Source organism: Cryobacterium sp. W22_MBD10_FK3, assembly GCF_052113745.1.
Lineage (GTDB): Bacteria > Actinomycetota > Actinomycetes > Actinomycetales > Microbacteriaceae > Cryobacterium.
In genome coordinates, this window is record NZ_JBGQOH010000021.1 from 1 (window position 1) to 19724 (window position 19724).

Genomic DNA, 19724 nt, shown 5'->3' on the forward strand with positions numbered 1-19724 from the left:
ACCAGCGGGCAGTTCTATTGGCCGTCAGTGGGCAGTTCCGTGGCCGCCTATGGGCAGTTTGTCATGGCCGCTAACAGGGATGAGGACGGTACGAATCCCACTCCGTTCCCACTGGCTCATATGAGGTCATCCAAACACCCTTGATCGGGGTGGGACGATCCTCAAGTCGATACATACGAAGCGTCTCTTAAGGTGGGTGCCTCATATGCCATGGGATATGAGGCACGGAAATCGCCCTGGGGGGCACATTCCCACGCCACTCCGTTCCTTTAACGAGAACGGTGGCGTTTAGGAAGGGGGCATTGGAAGCCCGAAAAGGCTAGTTCTTGGCGTCAGGGTTCACAATGAGGAAATCACTTAGACGAACCCACCCGTCCGGTGTTTCATCACCCTTCAGAACGATCTCTGCACCCCCGGTTTCGCTGCCGGTAGTCCGCATGCCGACGGCCGATCCACACGCGGAATTGGAGAACTGAGCGATCTCATTGATGAGGACAACGCACACGCCAGCGGCACCGGTTCGCGGGTCCTTGAAATCGGCGACGTAATACGTCACGTCCCCTTTTGTTCCAACCTGCCGGCTTGATTCCGCATCTAGCCCGTCCGCTACAGCGTCCGGTGGCAGGGCGTCCTCAGGACCAGCGTCTGTAGCAAGGAACGATCGGACTTGAGAGGTGGCATCATCTGTCGTACAACCCGACATTGCCAAAAGGGATAAAAGGACGAGCCATGTTGAGGTCCAAATTCGTCCAGTTCTGCCTTGCTGCCTCATCATCAGCGCTCTCCCACCCCGTTGCCTCGTGCGAGAAAACTAGCAGACGACGTCGATGGAACTGGAGTTGAGGTGCAACCTCCGCTTTCAATAGCCGTGAGAGCTATCGACCAAAGCCAACGGTGAGATTTTGTTTGTGTCCGTCCTTGGGATGTCTCGAAACCCATGTGCCTCATATCCCATGCGATACGAGACGCAGCGATCTGTTCTGGCGGCACGACGAGCACCGGGCGAGACGTCTCGGATCCCAATGGATGAGGCGCATCCGAGGGGCGTCCAGATTTAGGAGAACCCAGATCCCTGCGTCACCTCTAGGCTCGCGATTATGGATGTTCTTCTGAAGCACCACGTGGCCTGCGGATTGCTGGCGCGGGCGGGCCGCGTGCTGCTGGTGCACAGATCGTCCTCAAAGCGTTGGTACCCCAACGTTTGGGACTTCCCCGGCGGACATCTTGAGCCGGGCGAGAGCAGTAGCGAAGCGTTAGTACGGGAGCTGCGGGAAGAATTGGACATTGAGATCGCTCCACCGGTCGGACCGGCTCTCCTTACGATCCAAACGCTGGAGGCCCGCATAGACATTTGGAAAGTCGTCGACTGGGACGGTGCCGTCACTAACGCCGCCCCGGACGAACATGACACGTTCGGCTGGTTCACGCCGGAAGAAGCAGAATCCCTCGATTTGGCTGATGCGGAGTACCCAGCGCTAATTGAGCTCGCGCTGACGTAACACCTCGGGTGACCCACGATCAACCATTGTTCGCTGATGCCGACGGGCCCTCCCGTGTCTCGAAACCTAAGTGCTCAAAACCCATGGGTTATGGGACGCTGACGAGAAGGTTCCCTCGGTCGTGGCCCGGTGGGGCGACTGACCCTCAGCGGTCCAGTCACCTCTGAGTTTCGGCTACAAGTGTGATTTCTCTCTGCGATCGACGATGAGCGCGGCGATGCTCAGTAGCACTGTGAACAGAGCGAACACCACCACCAGGTTTGTTCGTGAGGCGTCCACCCCGCCTGAAGCGAAAAACACCGGTACGGCCACCGCGGCGGTGGCAATTGCGAACAGAAAAGCGCCGCCCGCAAGAACGATGACGATCCGACGAGTAGTCATGTGATTTGAGCCTATTGCCCCAACAACTCGCGGCCAAGGAGCCGCCGATGTTCAACCAGATCCCACCGTTTCTACTGACTGAAGGATTCCCCCGAGAGGGAGCGTCGATCACCGCAGCTTGCGCCTGTGTCTCGCAACTCACGCGCCTCATAAGCCATGCGATACGAGACAAAGCGCTCAATGTGGTTGCCTCCAATCCGGTCAGGACCACAGCGGATGTCCAGGCCCCAAGTCGCAGTGAATCTGCGTAGGAAGCAACGTCGTGCTGATGTTGAGGGTCTTTCCGAGGCCCCCATCGGCGCCCGCGTCGATCAGGGGACCCCAGCAGGCCGAACGGAGCTCATCCCCGACCGGGAGAAACCACAGGTGGAAGGACGAAGGGCCAGACAGCCAAGGAGAGCGCTCCGCCGCCTGCAGATACTGCTCCCCACATAAAACGTGCGTTCCGGCCGCGGGCGGTGGCCCAGACGAAGAACGAAGAGACGAATGCAACCCCAGCACCAATCAGGAGGATGATGACGGCCGCGCCACTGGTGGTGTTGCTGCTCAGGAAGCCGGCATAGGACACGGCGAAGGATAGGACGAGGAGCGCGAGGCCCCCGGAGTACCCACCCACAGCCGCGACAGCCTCACCCTTGGTCAGGCCAGAATAATCAGCGGTCTCGCACTCGTCGACGGCCATCCCCGCCGACTGCCAAACGGAGTTAATGGCACCGGCGTAGGCATCCATGTCCGTTTCGCACCAAATCCGGGAACGCCGCGTCCCGCTAAGAGTTGCTGTGGTTGTGAGCCCGGTACGACCGGCTACCGGGTACGCACATCGGAGCGGCGACGACCAGTTGAGGCCAAGGGCGCCGAGGCTTCGTGGATGCGTGTCCTCCGAGCTGTCTTGCCAGCCGACGTCGCCATGGTTGCCTGGATTGTGAGCGACGAACTCGAGGATACCGACAGGCATCAGGAAGGTGCGCTCTCGACCTACCCGGAGGCGATACGACCCCGTGTCCAAAGCGATTCCAGGCAGGATTGGAGCCATCACGACTGCTGCGACCCGTGGATAGTCCACCAGATCGGCCACAATTGCAGTGCCACACCTGACCGCTCATATCGAGGCTAGAGCTGCGTTGCTGGGCCGATATGGTTGGATTTGTGACCTCTTCAGTGCTGAACCCTGTCCTCGTGGTCGTTCGTGGAAATTCCGGGTCAGGAAAGTCCACGGTGGCTCGGGGAGTGCAGGAGCGGTTCGCTTCCGGCGAATGCGCGTTGATAGAGCAAGACAACTTTCGCCGAACGATATTGCGCGAGGGCGACTTTGCCGGCGCACTCAATATCAAGCTGATCGAGCAAGCAGCATCAACGTGCCTCGAACACGGTCTCGTTGTCATCGTCGAGGGAATCTTCCACACCGCGCGCTACGAATCGATGCTCGAACGGCTGAGCCGTGCAACCACAGCGAGCACGCTCTTCTACGCCTATGACCTCACGTTTGCCGAAACCATGAGGCGGCATGTGACCCGTCCGAAGTCGAAAACCTTCGGCTACGACCAGATGGTGGAGTGGTACCACGGATGGCAGCCGTTGGCTTTCGTGCCCGAAGTGCGGGTCGATTCATCGTGGTCCGAAAGCGCGACCGTGAATCGGATTGCATCTGACATCGCCACGGCTCGGCTTTCGTAACCTTTTTTGCAGCTCTATGCAGGACGTTTTGGCTCGCTACTGAGACTAGTCGCGTGAACACGATTGATCGGGTGGCCATCGGTGGCTGCAAAAAATAGGTAGCGCGCCCGCATCAGACCCGGACGGTTCAACAGGTGTGCAGGCGAGTTTGCAAGGCGTCTCGTTGCGCGTGAGCTTCGGCGGGGTGTCCCCTAACTTAGGTACCTCAGTTCGAGACCCAAGGTTCGGTAGATTGGCCAGATACCGAGGAAGGAAATTCACCATGGTGGAAGCCTCAAAAACTGGAAAATCTGACTGGCGTCGACACTTTGATATTCCCTATGTACAGGGCTCCGCGTTGATCGTTCTGGGAATCGTGATCCTCTTCCAAGCCGCCGGCAACCAGTGGATTATCCTGACCGCTGGCATCATGTTTGCCATTGCGGGAGTCGGACTCACCGTCCACACGCAGAGTCACAAAGACGACATCTAGCTCTCGCCGTGAAGAAGCAAACCGATCCGTCTAGAAATCCACAGTAGTGTTTCGAGGCTGTCGAGTAGCGAGCGATTCTCGCGAAAAACACACCTGAGCGCGAATCTTGGCCGGGAAGCGCAACCGGGACGGCCCGGTCGACAGGAGCTGCGGAGCAGCTCATCCACGCCACCACAGACCTTGACTCTGTGCCGTGAGGGTCCCACTTCTGGGCGGCCAGCTGTCGCTTGGAAGCGAAGCGCATCTATGTGACAAGCCCACTTGTCATCTTCCGTGCATGACAAGTATGCTTGACATGTGAGAAGTGCGCTCAAAGAACTGCGAATCGAATCGGGGCTTTCGCAGGCTGCACTCGCAAGCATCCTGAAGGTTTCGCGTCAAACCATCAACGCGATCGAGACCAGTCGGTATGACCCATCTCTGACTCTTGCTGTGCGCATTGCCCGCCATTTCAATCGGCCCGTAGAGGAGATTTTCTATGTCGAGGACTGACCGAGCGCTAGCTCTCAATATCGGCGTCGTGGTTGCCGCAGTAGTTGCTGCCGCCGCACTCATCTGGGTGACGGGAAACTTGGTCTTTCTGATCGTCATACTGGCGGTGGCAGGCAGTGCAACCTGGAACATCGTTCGCATATTTCGCCGGCCAGACGAAGCGTCGGACGTGGACCGGCTTAACTCGATGAAGTACCTCGATGAGCGAGATCGATCGCTTGCCCTGCAGGCATTCGGGATCGTCGGGATTGTCGCCCTCGTGCTGACGGTCGTCACGGCTCTCGTCACGCTATTCACAGATGCCCTTGGCGCGGAATACATCGCGCTCGTGCAGTTCGTCGTCCTGTTCGGGTCTTGGGCCGCAGCGAACAGCTATGTCACGCGAAAGCAGAAGTAGGCATCATCTCGACGCCCGGCGGCCGCCTCGAGGTATGAGCAGCGGGTGACTTGTCTCGTATCCAGACCTGTCTCGCATCTGTCGGTTTTGAGACACCCGCTATTTCCGTGAGTCATTTTGATCGATTGACGGCGGCAAACCAGGCGGATAGTGGTCGAGCCGTGACGAGTATCAGGATGCCGAACAGCGTCTGACAAAGCACGCCAAAGAGTGAAAGGCCTCCGATCGTGGCGTAAACGGTGGCATTCACGCCAACGTCGACGACGATGACGACAACACCGAGAACGACGCCAACCCGTCTCCGGAGCAATATGAGGACGACGACAAGCGGATCCAAAACCGTCAGCAAGACCCAGAACAGGCGAAGAGGATCGGGGAAGGACGAATACGTGTTTGTGCCGCCCAGCAGGAGATCGACGGTGTGCGTGCTGGTGCCAATCAGGTAGCCAACAATCCAGAGCGCCTGAAAGACGCGGACCGAACCACTACATCGGGAAGATTCAGTGTCGTTCACCCGCGCCTGCTCCTCACGACGATGCCTCCACGCGCGCTCATGTCCTCAACCTACCTGCTCCGTTGCGCCAGGATCGCTCGGATTTTGCCTCGGCTGCAGGGTCGAATGCACCCAGGTCTGGACAGCAGCGATCAGGGCCGCGGAGCAAGCAGCGTCACTCTGTGAGAGCTTGGGCACAGGATTCATCCTGCGCAGTTTGTCCGGCCAGACCGTCCACAGCCTGAACGGTTGCGGCCGGAGCGGGTGCGGCCGGTTCGCTGGGTGGCTCCGGCGCGGGCGCCGCCGTATCTTCGGGGGCAGGTTCGTCAGCGGGCGTTTCGGGCGTGATGGAAGGGAGCACGAAGGGCTCATCGGCTGCGAGCTTGGCGAACAGCTCATCCGCCACATCCTGAATCGGCACCACTTTGTTCGGGAAGTCGGGGTCACTGGTCGTGCCCGGGTATTGCACAAACAGCAGGCGATCCAGGTTGATGTCTTTGAGTGCCAGGGCCATGGAGACCATGGTGTTGATGTCGGCCAGGTTGGTCGAGAGCCGGATGTTGGTCGCGGCAGCGTTGGCCAGGTTGATCAGAGTGGGGATGTTGGTGAGCGTGCCGTTGCTCTTGACGGTGCGTATGAGGGAGGCCATGTACATCTGTTGCGAGGAGATCCGCGCCAGGTCGCTGCGGTCGCCGACGCCTTTCCGGCTGCGTAGGAAGGCTAGGGCGTTCTCCCCGGAAACAGTATTCGGGCCTTCGGGTAGGTTGAGGCCGGCCTCTGGGTCGTTAATGGCCGCACTGAGACAGATTGGAACGCCACCAACGGCGTCACTCATTTGCACAACGCCGCTGAACGTAATGAGGCCGGCGTAGGGGATGTCGAGTCCGGTCAACTCGGACACCGTCTTGACCACGCAGGGCAGCCCGCCGCGCGCCATGGCCTCATTGATAGGGCTCGCGGACATCGCCGAATACGTTTCCCCAGTTTCGGCATCGGTGCACTCGGGGTGCGGCACGATGAGGTCGCGCGGGATGCTCACGACGACAGCGTTACGGTGGTCTGCAGACACGTGCACAAGAATGTTCACATCGTTGAGAGTGGCGTCCCGCTCGCCATAGGCGGCACCTTGGGCCGCGTCGTTGTCGACGCCGGTTATGAGGATGCTGAATCCGTTTTTGTAGCTTCCGAGCTGGGGCGCGGGAGCGTTGGTCTGCCCGACGCTGATGTCGATGGCATTGTCATCGACCTTCTGGCTGAAGCTCGACACGGCAATGGCGGCCATCGAGGCCGTGCTGACGACGGCGACAGCCATCACCATCGCCATCCACCGCAGAACGGTCGTGTAGGGATTCGATCTCTTGAGACGCCCGTGACGCGCGATTCCCACAATTCGCGTGCTTCGTTTGCCCTTGTCAGCCACAGCGACCGTGTGCTCGTGGACGCAGGTGCACCGGGGTCTTGATTACTTTCCCGTTCCGGAAATCAACTCTCATCTGGTCTGGGCGATGATCGCCTCAGCAACTGTGGCCGCTCCATCGGATGCCACACCATAGAGGGTCTGGCCGAGAGTGAAATAGACAGGCGAGCGAGGCCCGTCCTCACGACGCGCCTGCAGCGCCGTCTCGCCTTCCACTGCTCCGTCGAGAGCGATTGGTTCGAACGCTGACGAGATGTCGGGCGTCGTCGCCAGCTCCTCGATGACCGGGTCGAAGCCGCGTATGACGGTGATTTCAGTGTTCCCGAATCCTTCTGCGAACAGCTCACACCTGAACACACCGATTCGCGCCTCCACAGCGTCGGCGAGTCCGTCGATGGTTTTGGCACGCGAATCGACAAGGGTGTACTCCACCGGCGCCCCGTCAAGCTGCAGCGCGTTCTCAATTCCCACTTGGTCGAGGCCACCGTCGCAGCGGGCCTCGCCCTCGCGGAACTGACCCTCTGGCCAGCCCACCTGGTCAGCCGTCGCCGCGGTGATCGTCGCGAAAGTCGATTCTGCGGCAGGCATCATTGCATCGAGGACGCCATCGAACGACGCTCCCTCGAACCGGCTCCCACCACTGATGAGACCCGACGAGGTAACCCGCATATCGACCCAGGCGGTCCCCACGGGTGCGGATATCCGCCATCCGGACTCACCGGCGCTGGTTGTCGCGTCGACCTGGCCGACTGTTCGGTGCTCCTCGGAGGGGACATCGCCCGCATACGGTGGCACCCAGTCGGCCGCAGCGTCGGGCAGCACCTCAACGCTCAAATACGCCCAATCGCCCTGTTCATCACCGATGCCCACCTGTCCCGTTCCCGCACGCCAGGAGCAGGCGAGTCCGCCAGCTCCGGTGAGCAAGGCGTGCTCGACGGCGTAGGACGGCTGTACAGCCTCCACTAGCTCGGGCGCCACACCATCGGTGCCCGTGAGCGCCAGGGCCACGGCGTCTGGTGACAACAGATCCGCGCACGTGAGCGGCGTTGTTGTGTCAATAGATTCGGCCGTGACCGTCGGGGAGGCAGGGGCACTTGCCGGCGACCCGGCCGCACACGAAGCCAGCGGGGCGGTCAGCACAACGAGGACGGCGGAGGCAGCAAAGCGCAGAGTTCGCATAACCCGACACTAACGGCGCGCTGAGTGGACGTGAGCACGAGGAATGAGGCACCGTCCGCTGAAACGGTGTCGACAGCGGGTGTCTCACTGGCTGGGACACAGCCAAGGGCCGCATGGAGAATTTAGCACCCCCAAAACTGGGCTCACCCCGACAACTTACCCGGGCAAAGCCGTCTGGACGGGAGTGCCCAGTCGCGCTCAACGCCACATACTTGAGCCATGAAATGCACAGTCATCCTGCCCACACTGGCAGTCCTCGCGTCCCTCGCCCTGACGGGGTGCACCCCCTCGGCGCCAATGGATCAGCAGACGGAAAGCGGCGAGACTCCCCCCGTAACCGAGGCCACCACGTCTCCATCGGCGGCAGCGCGCGGCGCAGACACCCCCCTCGAACCAATCGATGCATACGCTCTGTGCAAGGCTCAGACCCTGTCACAAGCCTCCCCGGCTTCGCTCTCTGGAATCTCGTGGGCCCCGTTTGACAGTGCCGTCTCGTTGCTGCGCGAGGACGGCGCAATCGGCATCTACATCGAAGCCACCAACGAGAACCGGGCCGAAGGAAGCGACGGGCGGGACATCGCCCTTTTCTGCAGGGTCGGCGGGACCATGGGTGAGCCCGACTGGCTCGGCTTCGGCGTTGGCTCGAGAGAGACGGACCCCGACTACGTCCTGGAAATACTGTCAAGGACGGACCAGGCCTGAGCATGGCCGGCGCGCTCTGCAGCGTTTGACGACCCTCGAACTGCGGGCTTACCCCGCTGCCGGCGGCGGCGCCAGTGCAGCAGCGATCAGGCCACGAATGTAGTCGTAGTCCGGGTCAGTCGGGTCGACACCGTTGTCCGGCACGAGCTCAACGGTGGCCATCGGGAGCGCCTTCGTCTTGCCGGCCAGGTTGGTGAAATAGCCCAACGCACCTTGCGGGATGTCGGTCTTGACCACTTGCTGGCCGGCCGCGGCGATCCCCTGGAATTTGGTGAGCACGTTCGCCGGCGTGAACTGCGTGAGGATCGCCTGCTGCAAGACGCGCTGGCGGGCCATCCGGTCGTAGTCGCTGGTGGTGTGGCGTGACCTGCCGTACCAAAGTGCTGTCCACCCATTCATGTGCTGCTGGCCCGCCTCGACCCAGCCTTCGACATCGCTGAGATCTTCATTTCGGCCACCGATCGGCAGCCGCTCGGCGACGTTGATGTCCACACCGCCGAGCGCGTCGATGAGGTCAGAGAATCCTTGCATGTCGATCAGCGCGTAGTACTGAATCGTGAGACCGGTGATACCGCGGGCGGCGTCGCGCATGCCCTCGATGCCGGGTTCGCTTCCCAAAGCCTCAGCGTCGGGATACATTTCCGGGCTCTTCTGATCCACCTCGGTGTAAATCGAGTTGAGCATGCAGGCGTCCACGTCACAGTAGTCCTCGTACCCGTAGCCGTCCGGGTATGCCTCGTGCAGGGGCGAGTCCTCAGGGAAGGGGATCAGGTTGAGGTCTCGAGGCAGTCCGATAATGACGGCTTGTCCGGTGTCGGCGTCGATGCTGACCACCGACATGCTGTCCGGGCGCATACCCGCTCGATCGGAACCGGAGTCCCCGCCCATGACCAGGATGTTGTAGCGCCCGTCGGCGGGCGGCTCAGACGGCGCGGTGATGAACATCGTCGAGAGGACCCCGCTGGCCGTCGTGGCCACGTAGGCGCCGTACCCGGACGAGCCGGCCACGACGATCATGACGATCGTCGCCAGCCCGGCAACGTAGGCCCGAGCCTTCGGGCGGACTCTCACCAAACGCGCCAGTCGGAGGGTATCGAAGGTCAGGACTACCCACAGCATGCTGTAGAACAGCATCACAACGGCGATGGCCCACAAGCCGATGGTATTGGTGGCCACGGTGAGCACGAGCTCGGGATTGACCCTGTACACCACGCCGGCCATCACCATCAGCGCGAGGAAGCTCAGAGAAGCGCGCAGGCCGAACCGACCGAGGCCCCGGCTGCCAGCGAGCACCTGAGCAGATCCCGGCAACAGGATGTTCAAGACCACGAGCCACCACGCTCGACGCGTCATGAGTGGGCGAGAGCTGGAGTCCGGGTGGCGGATCGGGCTGGACGCCCCAATTGAGAACACGTGTCCCCTTCTCACTTGCATCTCACCTGGCCGATGTTGGCGCCCCGGCGTGTCACGGTCTTGTCGGAACAATCCGATAGGAACCGCCCCCAGGACCCCCACCCCGCGAGCACCGAGCACCGAGCACACACGTTACGCCTTACGAATCGAACGAATGCCGAAACCGACCGGTGACAGACCGCTTCCGTCCAAGATCACTCCCGTATTGGGGGCATACCTGCCGAAGCCCTAATGGGAGCACCGCCCGTTGGCTACACAAGAAACGCACGGACCAACGACCACCTCCTGTGTGCGGTACTCATCCTGGAAGACGAAGCGGCAATACCATCAACATTATGAGATCTCCCGCCAAGACCTACGTCACCGCCGTTCTTGTGTTGGTCCTAGGCACCGGTCTTTCCTCATGCGTGACTCCATCTCAACCAGAGACCGGCACAAACACCGCATTGGCGAGCTGTGACGAAATCATGCCGGGGAAGTTAGCTCAGGACGTGTTCGGGAGGTCCGCCGAGGTAGTGCAACTCCACGAAAGCGAGCCTGACGCAGTCGACCCCCTGGTCGACAGAATGGTCAGCGATGGAATAGCCTGCGGTGGCATTATCGACGATGTCCTGATCCTCGATGGCGCCGTGTTCATTGGCCAACTTGCCATGGACGAGGATCAATGGGCGGTGACTAAGTCTGAGTTTGCTGCCGACGGTCACGAGGTGGTCGATGAAATCGTCGAAGGATGGGTGTACGTGTCTAAGCCCGGTGATGATCCGACAATTGGCAGTGGTTTCGCCTGGCGAGACGGGGTGCTCTACTACGTACAGAATCCCTTTGTGCTCGGGCTGCTGCCACCCTTCGCGTCAGAATTTGCCGAGGCTACGCCTCAGGCATGAAAGGCTGAACGGTCCCTGCGGTAACGCGCTGTGTCGCGTCACGTAGGGGTTTCGAAACCCCTGGGATATGAGACACATCCGCTGCAGAAATGAGCGCTCATCTAACGGGCGTGAACGGTCATGCAAGAATCGACCCCATGCAAGCCCCGCCCTAAAGTGTCCGGCGGGATGAGGACGTTACGAATCCCACTCCGTTCCCTTATTACAGATCGACTGTGGCTTACCTGCCAACAGCTTTTCTCGGTGCCTTAAAAACAAGGGTGAGCGAATAATCAGCACTTCCCAGGGAATCGTGATTTCGCCAAGCAGTGCTCCGCGGCCAGACGATTCCGGTAACGCAGAGTAGCTCAACTCGAGGCCGTCCTTCGTGAGCTCGAAATTCAAGCTGGCTTCGAGTAGCTTGCTTGTGCTCCCCGGCCCGTCTGGGCTGCCGCCGGACCACTCGATGTAGCCGATCCTCCCGCTAGTCAGAGCCATGCCGAAGTTTCGCGTGGCCCACATGCCGCCCACAACGACGTCGAGATTGACTCCTTCGAAAGTAATTCGGGGGAAGGGGTGGCTGTATCCAGCTATCAATCCGCTGGTGAACCGGGACTCAGCGCTGGGGGCGCTGAGGGACAGCGAGTTCCACTGCTCGACGACTTCATGAATGCCCACATACAGCTCGTCCTTGGTCAGGCCGTAAATCCTTTGGTGGAAACCGAGGGGCGCCGACTCCAGTCTCATATCATCGACGGACGTCCGCACGACAGAGGACGGTTCTCGCTCGCGTTCTTGTGAGAGTGCTTTCCAGTAGCCGCCGAACCGGGCAAAGGATGTGATGGGATCCAGTTCGAGTTCAACGTCGACACGACCGGGCACCTTGTCATCCACTGGCCACGGGTCTTCGAGTTCGTCGAAGCTGTAGATCGGAGGCAGGGACCGCAGCGCGGCGGATATGTGAACCCTCAAAGCGCCTTCGGCGTAGGTCACCGATCCTCGCCAGTCCGAAAGGCCTTGGCGGATTGGATTGGCCTCTGACACTGTTGACAGTTGCCCGGCGGCATCGAGTGCGAAGGTGATCGGATTGGCCGGATAGCTCTTTGCCAACGCCATGATCAGAAGAGACCCGAGGCCCTGCGGGATGAATACTCGAGGCCCTGTTATGTCGGGGGTGAGATATCCGGTGCCTGGGTCGCGAATCGCTCGAGACGATGTGAACGAGAGCGATCGGCTGGAGACTATCTTCACCTGGACCAGGTCTGCCTCCGGGGGCCTGAATGACGGCCTGCGGAATAACCTGGAGGGGCTCGGTGGAAAGGTGATCCGACCCTCGCCGTAGACGTTGCCGTCGGCGTCGATCATCGCGTTCCGTAAGTGCTTCGTTCCCCCCAGTCGCCGAAGAAAGCTACTACAGCTCGACCCTAACGCGGCCGTGCACTATGTGCATGAGCGGGCCTTCCTCAGTGGGCGAGACCTAAGTCCACCGAACACATCACCACCCGCCGCGGGTCGGCGTGTGGCCCTGCCGGGCGTCGTCGGGCATCGCCATCTCCGCCCGCAGTCCCAGGAGCCGGATCGGGCGGCCCGGTTCGATTTCAGACGCGATCTCGAGCGCGCGTGCCAGGATTTCGTTCCGGTCGGATGTGCCGGCAATCCTCCTGGCGCGGGTCGTGGTGACGAACGGCGCATAGCGAATCTTGAGGGTCAGGCCAATGACGGGGCGCCCTTCGGCCTGAACATTCTCGAGAACGCGCTCGGTCAGCTCCCGCACGGCGTCCTCCACCTGGGCCGGGTCGGTCAGGTCGCTCTGGAAGGTGGTCTCTCGGCTATGCCCGCGGGCAACCCAGGGGGTGTCGTCCACAACACTGGCACCGTCCCCTCGGCCGAGCTCCGCGTACCACGGCCCCATCTTGGGCCCGAACTCCGGCACCAGATCTTGCGGGTCGGTCGCGGCGAGTTCGGCAACCGTCTTGACGCCGAGTTTGGCCAGCCGGCCCGACACCTTGGCACCCACGCCCCACAGCTCCCTGGTGGGGCGACCGCCCATGACCTCGAGCCAGTTGCCGGCCGTGAGGCGGAAGACGCCGGCCGGCTTGCCAAAACCGGTGGCGACCTTGGCTCGCACCAGGGTGTCGCCGATGCCCACACTGCAATGCAGCTCGGTCCGCTCCAGAACAGCGGCCTGCACCTGCCGGGCGTACCGTTCCGGGTCCTCCGTCTCAGTGCCGATAAAGGCTTCATCCCACCCCAGAACCTGCACGGTGGCGCCGGGCTGCGCCCGCAGGGTCGCCATCACAGTGTCGGATGCCGCGAGGTAGGCCTCGTGATCCACCGGCAGGATCACGGCGTCGGGCACCTTCCGGGCGGCAATCCGCAGGGGCATCCCGGAACCCACGCCGAACACCCTGGCTTCGTAGGATGCTGTCGACACCACAGCGCGTTCCGCGGGGTCTCCCCGACCGCCCACTATCACCGGACGGCCGGCCAACTCCGGTCGCCGAAGCACCTCGACCGCCGCGATGAACTGGTCAAGATCGACGTGCAGCACCCATCGGATTCCGCTCACGCCGACAGTCTGCACTAAACGCCCTCGACCCGCATCGGCTCGCCCACTCGCGAACTACGCAAGACTGGGCACATGGCTGCTGACCTCACACTGCGCGGCGGCGTCGGCAGCCGCGTTGAGGCCGAGACCGAGGTCAAACGATCCAGATTCCTCTGCCGCCTGGTGCGCATCGAATCCGAGGATGCCGCGCGAGCGGCGATCGATGACGCCCGCAAGGAGCACTGGGCGGCCCGCCATCACTGCTCGGCATTCGTGATCGGGCCCACCGGCACCCCCGACCAGGTGCGGCGCTCGAACGACGACGGCGAGCCGTCGGGAACCGCCGGGCGTCCGATGCTGGAGGCCCTGACCGGGCGCGGTTTCGTCGATTGTCTGGCCGTCGTCACCCGCTACTTCGGTGGCACACTCCTCGGGGCAGGCGGACTCGTGCGCGCCTACTCGGAGTCCGTGCTCAGCACCATCGACCAGGCCAGCTCCCTGGGGATGCTCGTGGAACGCGAACGCCGTGAACTGTTCACCCTCACGCTCGCCCATGCGGATGCCGGCCGGATCGAGGCCGAGTTGCGCCAGCGCGGTGTGCTCGTCATCGGCACCGACTACGCCCAGAACGCGCTGCTGCACCTCGCCGACGACGACGCCGAGCGGCTCACCGCGATCGTCGCCCACGTCACGGCGGGTGGCGCACAACTGGAAGCCGGCGGCCACGAGTGGGTTGACGTCGAACGGTCCTGACGGCGGCAGCGGTCAGCACGGGCCTGCAGCACAGGCCTAGAGTGGGCTGCACATCACCGAGAGGAGAGCACCATGACCGGTCGCATCCACATCGACCATTTCACGACCCTCGACGGCGTCGCCCAGGCCCCCGGCGGCCCCGACGAAGACACCGATAGCGGCTTCGCGTTCGGCGGCTGGCAGGCGCCGCTGCTCGACGCGACCGTCGGCGCCCAGGTGGACGCGGGCATCCAGGCCATGGACGCCCTGCTCCTGGGACGGCGCACCTACGACATCTTCGCCGGCTATTGGCCGCATCAGCTCGACGGACCAGAGGAGGGCATCGCCCGCAAGTTCGATGCCATCCCCAAGTACGTCGCCTCCCGGGGTACGCCGGAGTTGACCTGGCGGGACTCGCACCTGCTCGGCAGCGACCTGGCCGCGGAGATCGCCGCGCTCCGCGACCGGCACCGGGAGATCCATGTGATCGGCAGCATCGACTTCGCTCGCACTCTCGTGGCCGAGGGATTGTTCGATCAACTCAATCTGTGGGTGTACCCGATCGTGCTCGGAGCCGGCAAACGGCTCTTCCCCGACGACGGGCCGCCCGCCGCCCTCGAGCCGCTCGGCGCGGAGCCGGCGTCAGAGAAGGGCGCTGTTCTGCTGCGCTACGGTTTCACCGGGTCGGTTCCGGCGACGGGCGACATGACCAGTGCGGACGCCGTCTGAGCCCAGCTCGCGAGCAGTTGCAGGCGTTCGGCGCTGGCAGATCCAGGCTCGGCCGAGTAGACCATGAGAACCAGGCCGGGGTCTGCGGTGATGGTCAGCTCCTCGAACGCGAGGGTCAGTTCGCCGACAACTGGGTGGTTGAATCGCTTCGTGCCTGCGCCGTGCGTGCGCACGTTGTGGGCTCCCCACAGGGTGCGGAAGGTGTCGCTGCGGGTCGACAGCTCACCGACGAGATCCTGCAACTGCTTGTTGCCGGGATCACGGCCGGCTCTGGTGCGCATGATCGCCACACACATTTGCGCGAACAGATCCCAGTCGGGATAGAAGTCGCGGGAGGCGGGATCGAGAAACTGGAATCGAGCAAGGTTCGGGGTGCGTCCGCCGTCACCGATGATCGGGGAGTAGAAGGCGCGGCCCAGTTCGTTCGTGGCCACGACATCCTGATGCTGGTTGCAGACTATGGCGATGCCGCCGGTGATCGTCGACAACATCCACTGCAGGCTCGGCCGGCTCGCCGCGGATTTGCTGGCGCGGCCCCGGGGCCGACCTGAGTGCGGAATGCCATCCGCCGCACGAGCCAGGTCGAACAGGTGCGACCGCTCGGTGTCGTCGAGCTGCAATGCACGGGCGACGGCCTCGAGCACTGACGAGGATGCTCCCCCGATATTGCCGCGCTCGAGCTTGGCGTAGTACTCGACGCTGACGCCGGCAAGGGTCGCGACCTCGGTGCGCCGGAGCCCCGCCACCCGCCGGTTGGGGCCAGCCGAGAGTCCGGCCTGCTCTGGGGTGAGCCTCGACCGCCTCGACATCAGAAACTCGCGCACCTCGGATTGATTGTCCATGCCGACGAGAATACGTCCCGCGGCTCCGCTCTGGGGTTCCCTGCTGGTACACCTCTCGGCAGGGACTCCCCCGTGCGCGATCGGAGGCCTTTACTGGATCAACACCAAGTAGACGAAGGAGCGCCAGATGCGTGGAGTAATGATGTACGGACCCGGCGATGTGCGGGTCGAGGAGCGAGACGCACCGGTGATCATCGAACCGACGGATGCGATCATCCGCCTGTCCGCAACGTGCATTTGCGGCTCCGACCTGTGGCCGTACCGTGGCGCCGAGCCCCTCTTCACGACGCCCCAGCCGATGGGTCACGAATACGTGGGCATCGTCGAGCAGATCGGCGCGGATGTGAAGAACGTGGTGGTCGGTGATTTTGTCGTCGGGTCCTTCGTGGCCTCCGACAACACCTGTGAGATCTGCCAGGCCGGATACCAGTCCCGCTGCATCCACAACGTGATGATGGGCGCCATCGGCACCCAGGCAGAACTCGCGCGCATCCCGCTCGCCGACGGTACCCTCGTGGCCACCCCCGGGCAGCCCGATGCTGATCTGCTCCCGTCGCTGATGGCCGCCTCCGACGTGCTCGGCACCGGCTGGTACGGCGCCGTCGCCGCCGAAGCCGCGCCGGGCAAGACCATCGCGGTCGTCGGTGACGGTGCCGTTGGCCTGTCGGCGGTGCTCGCCGCCAAGCAGCTCGGCGCGGAACGGATCATCATGTTCAGCCGCCACCCCGACCGCCAGGCGTTGGCGCGCGAGTTCGGTGCGACGGACATCATCGAAGAACGCGGTGATGAAGGCGCGGCGAAGCTGAAGGAGCTCACCGGCGGATATGGGGCACACGGCACCGTGGAGGCCGTCGGGACCCAGGAGTCGATGTGGCAAGCCATCAACGCCACCCGCCCGGGCGGATACGTGGGCTATGTCGGTGTCTCGCACGGTGTGAACCTCGACGGCCTGGACCTGTTCTTCACCAGCGTGCACCTGCACGGTGGACCCGCCCCGGTTCGCCAATACCTCCCTGAGCTCATCGATCTCATCTGGGCGCGCACGATCAACCCCGGTAAGGTCTTCGACCTCACCCTCCCGGTCGAAGACGCCGCCGAAGGCTACAAGGCCATGCACGAACGCCGCGCCACCAAGGTGCTCCTCACCTTCTAGAGACGCCCGCCTCACCGATTGGAAGGAACTCCCCATGGACCTCAACGATTTGCTCGCAGCCCTGAACGCCGGCACCACCATCGAAGGCGGCTCGCCCCTCCACAGCGTGATGCACGACACCAGCCAAGAGGCGCTGAGGATCTCGGCCGAGATGAACAGCGGATATCAGACCCCGCAGCGGCTGCGGCAACTGTTGTCGGAGCTCACCGGCACCACGGTCGACGAGTCGGTGACGCTGTTCCCGCCGTTCTCCTCCGACTTCGGAAAGAACATCACCCTGGGCACCGGGATATTCATCAATTCGGGCTGCAAGTTCCAAGACCAGGGCGGCGTCAGCATCGGCGACGGAACCCTGGTCGGGCACAACGTGGTCCTGGCAACGCTCAACCACGATCTTCGCCCGAGCCGACGAGCCGACATGCACCCGGCGCCCATCGTCATCGGTCGGAACGTGTGGATCGGGTCGAACGCGATAGTGCTGCCGGGTGTCACCGTTGGGGACAACGCCGTGATTGCCGCAGCCTCCGTTGTCACCAAAGATGTGCCGGCCGACACGGTCGTCGCAGGCTCACCGGCGCGAGTGCTGCGTACCCTCTGACCGGCCGTGTTTTGTAAGCTGAGCGCACTTCGACCGAGTCGACGGCCCCGAGAACGCCATTGTCCACGGGGAACTCACCGGCACTGTCGTATTGTTCGGATCCGACGCACCCTCGGGTGAGAACGGGTTCCGGCTCGAAGGAATCAGGCTCTCGTTGCTGGGATCCGCCGAACCATCGGTTCTCCACGAGTGGTTCGACAAGACCTGAGCGGTGAAGGCTGAGTTGTGAGAAGGCTGAGCATCCCAACTCCCGGGACCTTGGTCACTGGAGCCGTCGGCGACACGACTGCACGCTGGAGACATGCTCCGTTCACGATGTGCGGCGAGCCTCGGCGCGCTGGTCCTGCTTGTCTCCCTCACCGCCTGTGCCGGAGTGGGTGCGACCGACTCCGCGCCAACCGCTGCGAGCGCTTCACCCGGCATCGGGGCGGATGCCGAGGCGATGCTCGCCGAGTTCGACGTCCCGGCGCCCGCTGACGTGCACGGCCTCATCGAGCAGCTCCAGGCACTGCCGCTCGCGGAGCGCCCGGACGGGTTGATGGCCTCAGTCCGTGTTGACGAGCTCCTGCTCTCCGCCGGAGACGACGAGGTGAGCCTTCCGCTTCCGACCGACGACTTCCATCTCTCTGTGGCACCGTACCTGGTCGACACTCACGACTGCTTCTTCCACTCCCTCACGACGTGTGTCGGCGAGCTCGGCGGCGAAGAGCTCCAGGTGACGATCACCGACGACACAAACGGTGAGGTGTTTCTCGACGACACCGTCACCACCTTCGAGAACGGCTTCTTCGACGTGTGGCTTCCGGCCGGACGCGACCTCACCATGCGTATCGACGACGGCGAGAACACCGCCGAGGTGCCCATCGGCACCGGCACGGACGACCCCACCTGTGTCACCACGGTGCAGCTCAGTTGACCGACCGGGGAGCAAAACGAGGGCGCAAAGTTGCTCTCGCCGCACCCCGCGCACCAGACTGGAAGTACCGGATCGCGACTGAGTTTTCCGTTGGCGACTAAGGAGCTCACCATGACCGAACCTAACGACGCACGCGTCGGCCTCTACATCGACTTCGACAACATCGTCATCTCGCGTTACCAGCAGCTGCACGGCCGCAACGCTTTCCAGCGTGACGGCATCCGAAACTTCGACAAGACGAGCCGGGATGCCGACCCCGAGATCGCGGCACGGCTGGCCGCGGCGACGGTCGACTTCAACGCCATCATCGACTTCGCCGCCTCGTTCGGCACCCTGGTCGTCAACCGTGCCTACGCCGACTGGTCTGTGCCTGTGAACGCGAGCTACCAGCGCCAGCTGATGAGCCGCGCGGTAGACCTCACCCAGCTGTTCACCACCACCACCCGGGGCACGAAGAACGGCGCCGACATCCGGCTGGCCGTCGACGTGGTCGAAGACCTCTTTCGACTGCCCGACCTCACCCACGTGATCATCATCGCCGGCGACTCCGACTACATCGCCCTCGCCCAGAAGTCCAAGCGGCTGGGCCGCTTCGTCGTCGGCATCGGCGTCGCCGGATCCACCAGCACCTCGTTGGCCGCCGCGTGCGACGAATTCGAGGACTACGACTCGCTGCCGGGCATCGTGAAGGTCGCCGCGACCGCGGACGCCGAGACGCCCCGGGCCGACAAGTCCAAGGGCGGCCGCCGGGCTGTCGAACCGGTGGAGGTGGAACCCGCACCGCCGGCCGCCACGGCCCGCAAGCTCACCACGATCCCGATGTTCTCGCACACCGACGACTCCCCCTACGACGAGCCGGAGCAGGCCGAGGACATCGACCCGCAGTCGCTCGCAACCGAGCTCCTGGTGCGCGCCCTGCAGATCGGCCATGCCAAGGGCGACGACGACGAATGGTTGAACACGGGCACTGTGAAGAACCAGATGCGGCGGATGGATCCGTCCTTCAACGAGAAGCCGCTCGGCTTCCGTTCCTTCACGGACTTCCTCTCCTCGCGCAGCGATCTGGCCGAATTGGCCGAGGACGGCTCGCAGCGACTCATCCGGCTGCGCCCCGAGGCAAACGCCCGGCACTGAGCCGAATCGCGTTGCCCGCGCGCGAAGCTATCTCCCCGTAGTGGGACCTACGGCCCAGCGGGCTCGGCACCAACCGTGTAAATTCGTCTG

Annotated in this window: 23 protein-coding genes; 13 read left to right on the plus strand and 10 right to left on the minus strand. The window is 63.0% G+C overall.

Annotated elements, in window-relative coordinates; translation table 11 throughout:
• Positions 1-319: 319 nt before the first annotated feature.
• Positions 320-556: a hypothetical protein gene (locus ACEN2M_RS15555; protein WP_441649054.1), complete on the minus strand. Its 237-nt coding sequence runs from the start codon at positions 554-556 to the stop codon at positions 320-322.
• Positions 557-1097: 541 nt separating this feature from the next.
• Between ACEN2M_RS15555 and ACEN2M_RS15560 the strand changes: the two genes are divergently transcribed.
• Positions 1098-1499 carry an NUDIX domain-containing protein gene (locus ACEN2M_RS15560; protein ID WP_441649055.1) on the plus strand — a complete coding sequence of 134 codons (402 nt, stop codon included), beginning with the start codon at positions 1098-1100 and terminating at the stop codon, positions 1497-1499.
• A 174-nt stretch (positions 1500-1673) separates the two neighbouring features.
• Here the strand turns inward: ACEN2M_RS15560 and ACEN2M_RS15565 are convergent, their stop codons facing one another.
• Together ACEN2M_RS15565 and ACEN2M_RS15570 are read right to left on the minus strand one after the other, a co-directional pair.
• A complete protein-coding gene (locus ACEN2M_RS15565; RefSeq protein ID WP_441649056.1) occupies positions 1674-1880 on the minus strand; it encodes a hypothetical protein in 207 nt (68 codons plus the stop codon).
• Between the two features lie 340 nt (positions 1881-2220).
• Entirely contained in the window at positions 2221-2610 is a 390-nt protein-coding gene (locus ACEN2M_RS15570) for a hypothetical protein (protein ID WP_441649057.1), read from the minus strand.
• 416 nt (positions 2611-3026) lie between these two features.
• Here ACEN2M_RS15570 and ACEN2M_RS15575 point away from each other — a divergent pair, with 416 nt between their 5' ends.
• The 4 genes from ACEN2M_RS15575 to ACEN2M_RS15590 all read left to right on the plus strand — a co-directional run bounded on the left by ACEN2M_RS15575 (position 3027) and on the right by ACEN2M_RS15590 (position 4915).
• The gene (locus tag ACEN2M_RS15575; protein WP_441649058.1) at positions 3027-3554 is read left to right on the plus strand and encodes a zeta toxin family protein; all 528 of its coding nucleotides are present in this window, start codon (positions 3027-3029) and stop codon (positions 3552-3554) included.
• Between the two features lie 262 nt (positions 3555-3816).
• Entirely contained in the window at positions 3817-4026 is a 210-nt protein-coding gene (locus ACEN2M_RS15580; protein WP_441649059.1) for a hypothetical protein, read from the plus strand.
• Between the two features lie 297 nt (positions 4027-4323).
• Complete coding sequence (locus tag ACEN2M_RS15585) at positions 4324-4518, plus strand: helix-turn-helix transcriptional regulator (RefSeq protein ID WP_134432148.1); 195 nt, start codon at positions 4324-4326, stop codon at positions 4516-4518.
• Positions 4505-4915 (plus strand): hypothetical protein, encoded by a 411-nt coding sequence (locus ACEN2M_RS15590; RefSeq protein ID WP_441649060.1) that lies wholly within the window; start codon positions 4505-4507, stop codon positions 4913-4915. Before ACEN2M_RS15585 ends, ACEN2M_RS15590 begins: the two co-directional genes overlap by 14 nt.
• A 112-nt stretch (positions 4916-5027) precedes the next feature.
• Here ACEN2M_RS15590 and ACEN2M_RS15595 read toward each other — a convergent pair whose 3' ends face one another.
• From ACEN2M_RS15595 to ACEN2M_RS15605, 3 genes are all read right to left on the minus strand, one after another.
• Positions 5028-5429 carry a hypothetical protein gene (locus tag ACEN2M_RS15595; protein WP_441649061.1) on the minus strand — a complete coding sequence of 134 codons (402 nt, stop codon included), beginning with the start codon at positions 5427-5429 and terminating at the stop codon, positions 5028-5030.
• A gap of 154 nt (positions 5430-5583) precedes the next feature.
• Positions 5584-6828, minus strand: coding sequence for an LCP family protein (locus ACEN2M_RS15600; RefSeq protein WP_441649062.1), 1245 nt, complete (start codon positions 6826-6828; stop codon positions 5584-5586).
• Positions 6829-6897: 69 nt separating this feature from the next.
• Positions 6898-8004 carry a hypothetical protein gene (locus ACEN2M_RS15605; RefSeq protein ID WP_441649063.1) on the minus strand — a complete coding sequence of 369 codons (1107 nt, stop codon included), beginning with the start codon at positions 8002-8004 and terminating at the stop codon, positions 6898-6900.
• Positions 8005-8223: 219 nt separating this feature from the next.
• Between ACEN2M_RS15605 and ACEN2M_RS15610 the strand changes: the two genes are divergently transcribed.
• A complete protein-coding gene (locus ACEN2M_RS15610; RefSeq protein ID WP_441649064.1) occupies positions 8224-8706 on the plus strand; it encodes a hypothetical protein in 483 nt (160 codons plus the stop codon).
• Between the two features lie 48 nt (positions 8707-8754).
• Here the strand turns inward: ACEN2M_RS15610 and ACEN2M_RS15615 are convergent, their stop codons facing one another.
• Positions 8755-10035, minus strand: coding sequence for an LCP family protein (locus ACEN2M_RS15615; protein ID WP_441649065.1), 1281 nt, complete (start codon positions 10033-10035; stop codon positions 8755-8757).
• Between the two features lie 419 nt (positions 10036-10454).
• Between ACEN2M_RS15615 and ACEN2M_RS15620 the strand changes: the two genes are divergently transcribed.
• A complete protein-coding gene (locus tag ACEN2M_RS15620) occupies positions 10455-11003 on the plus strand; it encodes a hypothetical protein (RefSeq protein ID WP_441649066.1) in 549 nt (182 codons plus the stop codon).
• A 177-nt stretch (positions 11004-11180) separates the two neighbouring features.
• Here ACEN2M_RS15620 and ACEN2M_RS15625 read toward each other — a convergent pair whose 3' ends face one another.
• Both ACEN2M_RS15625 and ACEN2M_RS15630 read right to left on the minus strand, forming a co-directional pair.
• The gene (locus tag ACEN2M_RS15625) at positions 11181-12347 is read right to left on the minus strand and encodes a hypothetical protein (protein WP_441649067.1); all 1167 of its coding nucleotides are present in this window, start codon (positions 12345-12347) and stop codon (positions 11181-11183) included.
• 130 nt (positions 12348-12477) lie between these two features.
• The gene (locus ACEN2M_RS15630; protein ID WP_441649068.1) at positions 12478-13551 is read right to left on the minus strand and encodes a DNA polymerase IV; all 1074 of its coding nucleotides are present in this window, start codon (positions 13549-13551) and stop codon (positions 12478-12480) included.
• Positions 13552-13623: 72 nt separating this feature from the next.
• Between ACEN2M_RS15630 and ACEN2M_RS15635 the strand changes: the two genes are divergently transcribed.
• Together ACEN2M_RS15635 and ACEN2M_RS15640 are read left to right on the plus strand one after the other, a co-directional pair.
• A complete protein-coding gene (locus ACEN2M_RS15635) occupies positions 13624-14283 on the plus strand; it encodes a YigZ family protein (RefSeq protein WP_441649069.1) in 660 nt (219 codons plus the stop codon).
• 72 nt (positions 14284-14355) lie between these two features.
• Positions 14356-14991: a dihydrofolate reductase family protein gene (locus ACEN2M_RS15640; RefSeq protein WP_441649070.1), complete on the plus strand. Its 636-nt coding sequence runs from the start codon at positions 14356-14358 to the stop codon at positions 14989-14991.
• On the opposite strand, the gene ACEN2M_RS15645 is transcribed toward ACEN2M_RS15640, so the two are convergent.
• Positions 14931-15833 carry a helix-turn-helix transcriptional regulator gene (locus ACEN2M_RS15645; RefSeq protein WP_441649071.1) on the minus strand — a complete coding sequence of 301 codons (903 nt, stop codon included), beginning with the start codon at positions 15831-15833 and terminating at the stop codon, positions 14931-14933. The two genes, ACEN2M_RS15640 and ACEN2M_RS15645, sit on opposite strands and share 61 nt — an antisense overlap.
• Positions 15834-15960: 127 nt before the next feature.
• Between ACEN2M_RS15645 and ACEN2M_RS15650 the strand changes: the two genes are divergently transcribed.
• From ACEN2M_RS15650 to ACEN2M_RS15665, 4 genes are all read left to right on the plus strand, one after another.
• Positions 15961-16986, plus strand: coding sequence for a zinc-dependent alcohol dehydrogenase family protein (locus ACEN2M_RS15650; protein ID WP_441649072.1), 1026 nt, complete (start codon positions 15961-15963; stop codon positions 16984-16986).
• Between the two features lie 34 nt (positions 16987-17020).
• Positions 17021-17584: a sugar O-acetyltransferase gene (locus ACEN2M_RS15655; RefSeq protein ID WP_441649073.1), complete on the plus strand. Its 564-nt coding sequence runs from the start codon at positions 17021-17023 to the stop codon at positions 17582-17584.
• Between the two features lie 301 nt (positions 17585-17885).
• On the plus strand, positions 17886-18500 hold the full coding sequence (locus tag ACEN2M_RS15660; RefSeq protein ID WP_441649074.1) for a CueP family metal-binding protein: 615 nt from the start codon (positions 17886-17888) through the stop codon (positions 18498-18500).
• A 111-nt stretch (positions 18501-18611) separates the two neighbouring features.
• Entirely contained in the window at positions 18612-19634 is a 1023-nt protein-coding gene (locus ACEN2M_RS15665; protein ID WP_441649075.1) for an NYN domain-containing protein, read from the plus strand.
• The last annotated feature ends 90 nt before the right edge of the window (positions 19635-19724 follow it).

Coding starts and splice junctions, on each gene's coding strand:
- ACEN2M_RS15660 (WP_441649074.1), top strand. CDS start 17,886: ATGCTCCGTTCACGATGTGCGGCGAGCCTCGGCGCGCTGGTCCTGCTT.
- ACEN2M_RS15620 (WP_441649066.1), top strand. CDS start 10,455: ATGAGATCTCCCGCCAAGACCTACGTCACCGCCGTTCTTGTGTTGGTC.
- ACEN2M_RS15610 (WP_441649064.1), top strand. CDS start 8,224: ATGAAATGCACAGTCATCCTGCCCACACTGGCAGTCCTCGCGTCCCTC.
- ACEN2M_RS15560 (WP_441649055.1), top strand. CDS start 1,098: ATGGATGTTCTTCTGAAGCACCACGTGGCCTGCGGATTGCTGGCGCGG.
- ACEN2M_RS15645 (WP_441649071.1), bottom strand. CDS start 15,833: ATGGACAATCAATCCGAGGTGCGCGAGTTTCTGATGTCGAGGCGGTCG.
- ACEN2M_RS15565 (WP_441649056.1), bottom strand. CDS start 1,880: ATGACTACTCGTCGGATCGTCATCGTTCTTGCGGGCGGCGCTTTTCTG.
- ACEN2M_RS15650 (WP_441649072.1), top strand. CDS start 15,961: ATGCGTGGAGTAATGATGTACGGACCCGGCGATGTGCGGGTCGAGGAG.
- ACEN2M_RS15665 (WP_441649075.1), top strand. CDS start 18,612: ATGACCGAACCTAACGACGCACGCGTCGGCCTCTACATCGACTTCGAC.
- ACEN2M_RS15625 (WP_441649067.1), bottom strand. CDS start 12,347: ATGATCGACGCCGACGGCAACGTCTACGGCGAGGGTCGGATCACCTTT.
- ACEN2M_RS15580 (WP_441649059.1), top strand. CDS start 3,817: ATGGTGGAAGCCTCAAAAACTGGAAAATCTGACTGGCGTCGACACTTT.
- ACEN2M_RS15590 (WP_441649060.1), top strand. CDS start 4,505: ATGTCGAGGACTGACCGAGCGCTAGCTCTCAATATCGGCGTCGTGGTT.
- ACEN2M_RS15640 (WP_441649070.1), top strand. CDS start 14,356: ATGACCGGTCGCATCCACATCGACCATTTCACGACCCTCGACGGCGTC.
- ACEN2M_RS15635 (WP_441649069.1), top strand. CDS start 13,624: ATGGCTGCTGACCTCACACTGCGCGGCGGCGTCGGCAGCCGCGTTGAG.
- ACEN2M_RS15655 (WP_441649073.1), top strand. CDS start 17,021: ATGGACCTCAACGATTTGCTCGCAGCCCTGAACGCCGGCACCACCATC.
- ACEN2M_RS15605 (WP_441649063.1), bottom strand. CDS start 8,004: ATGCGAACTCTGCGCTTTGCTGCCTCCGCCGTCCTCGTTGTGCTGACC.
- ACEN2M_RS15570 (WP_441649057.1), bottom strand. CDS start 2,610: ATGGATGCCTACGCCGGTGCCATTAACTCCGTTTGGCAGTCGGCGGGG.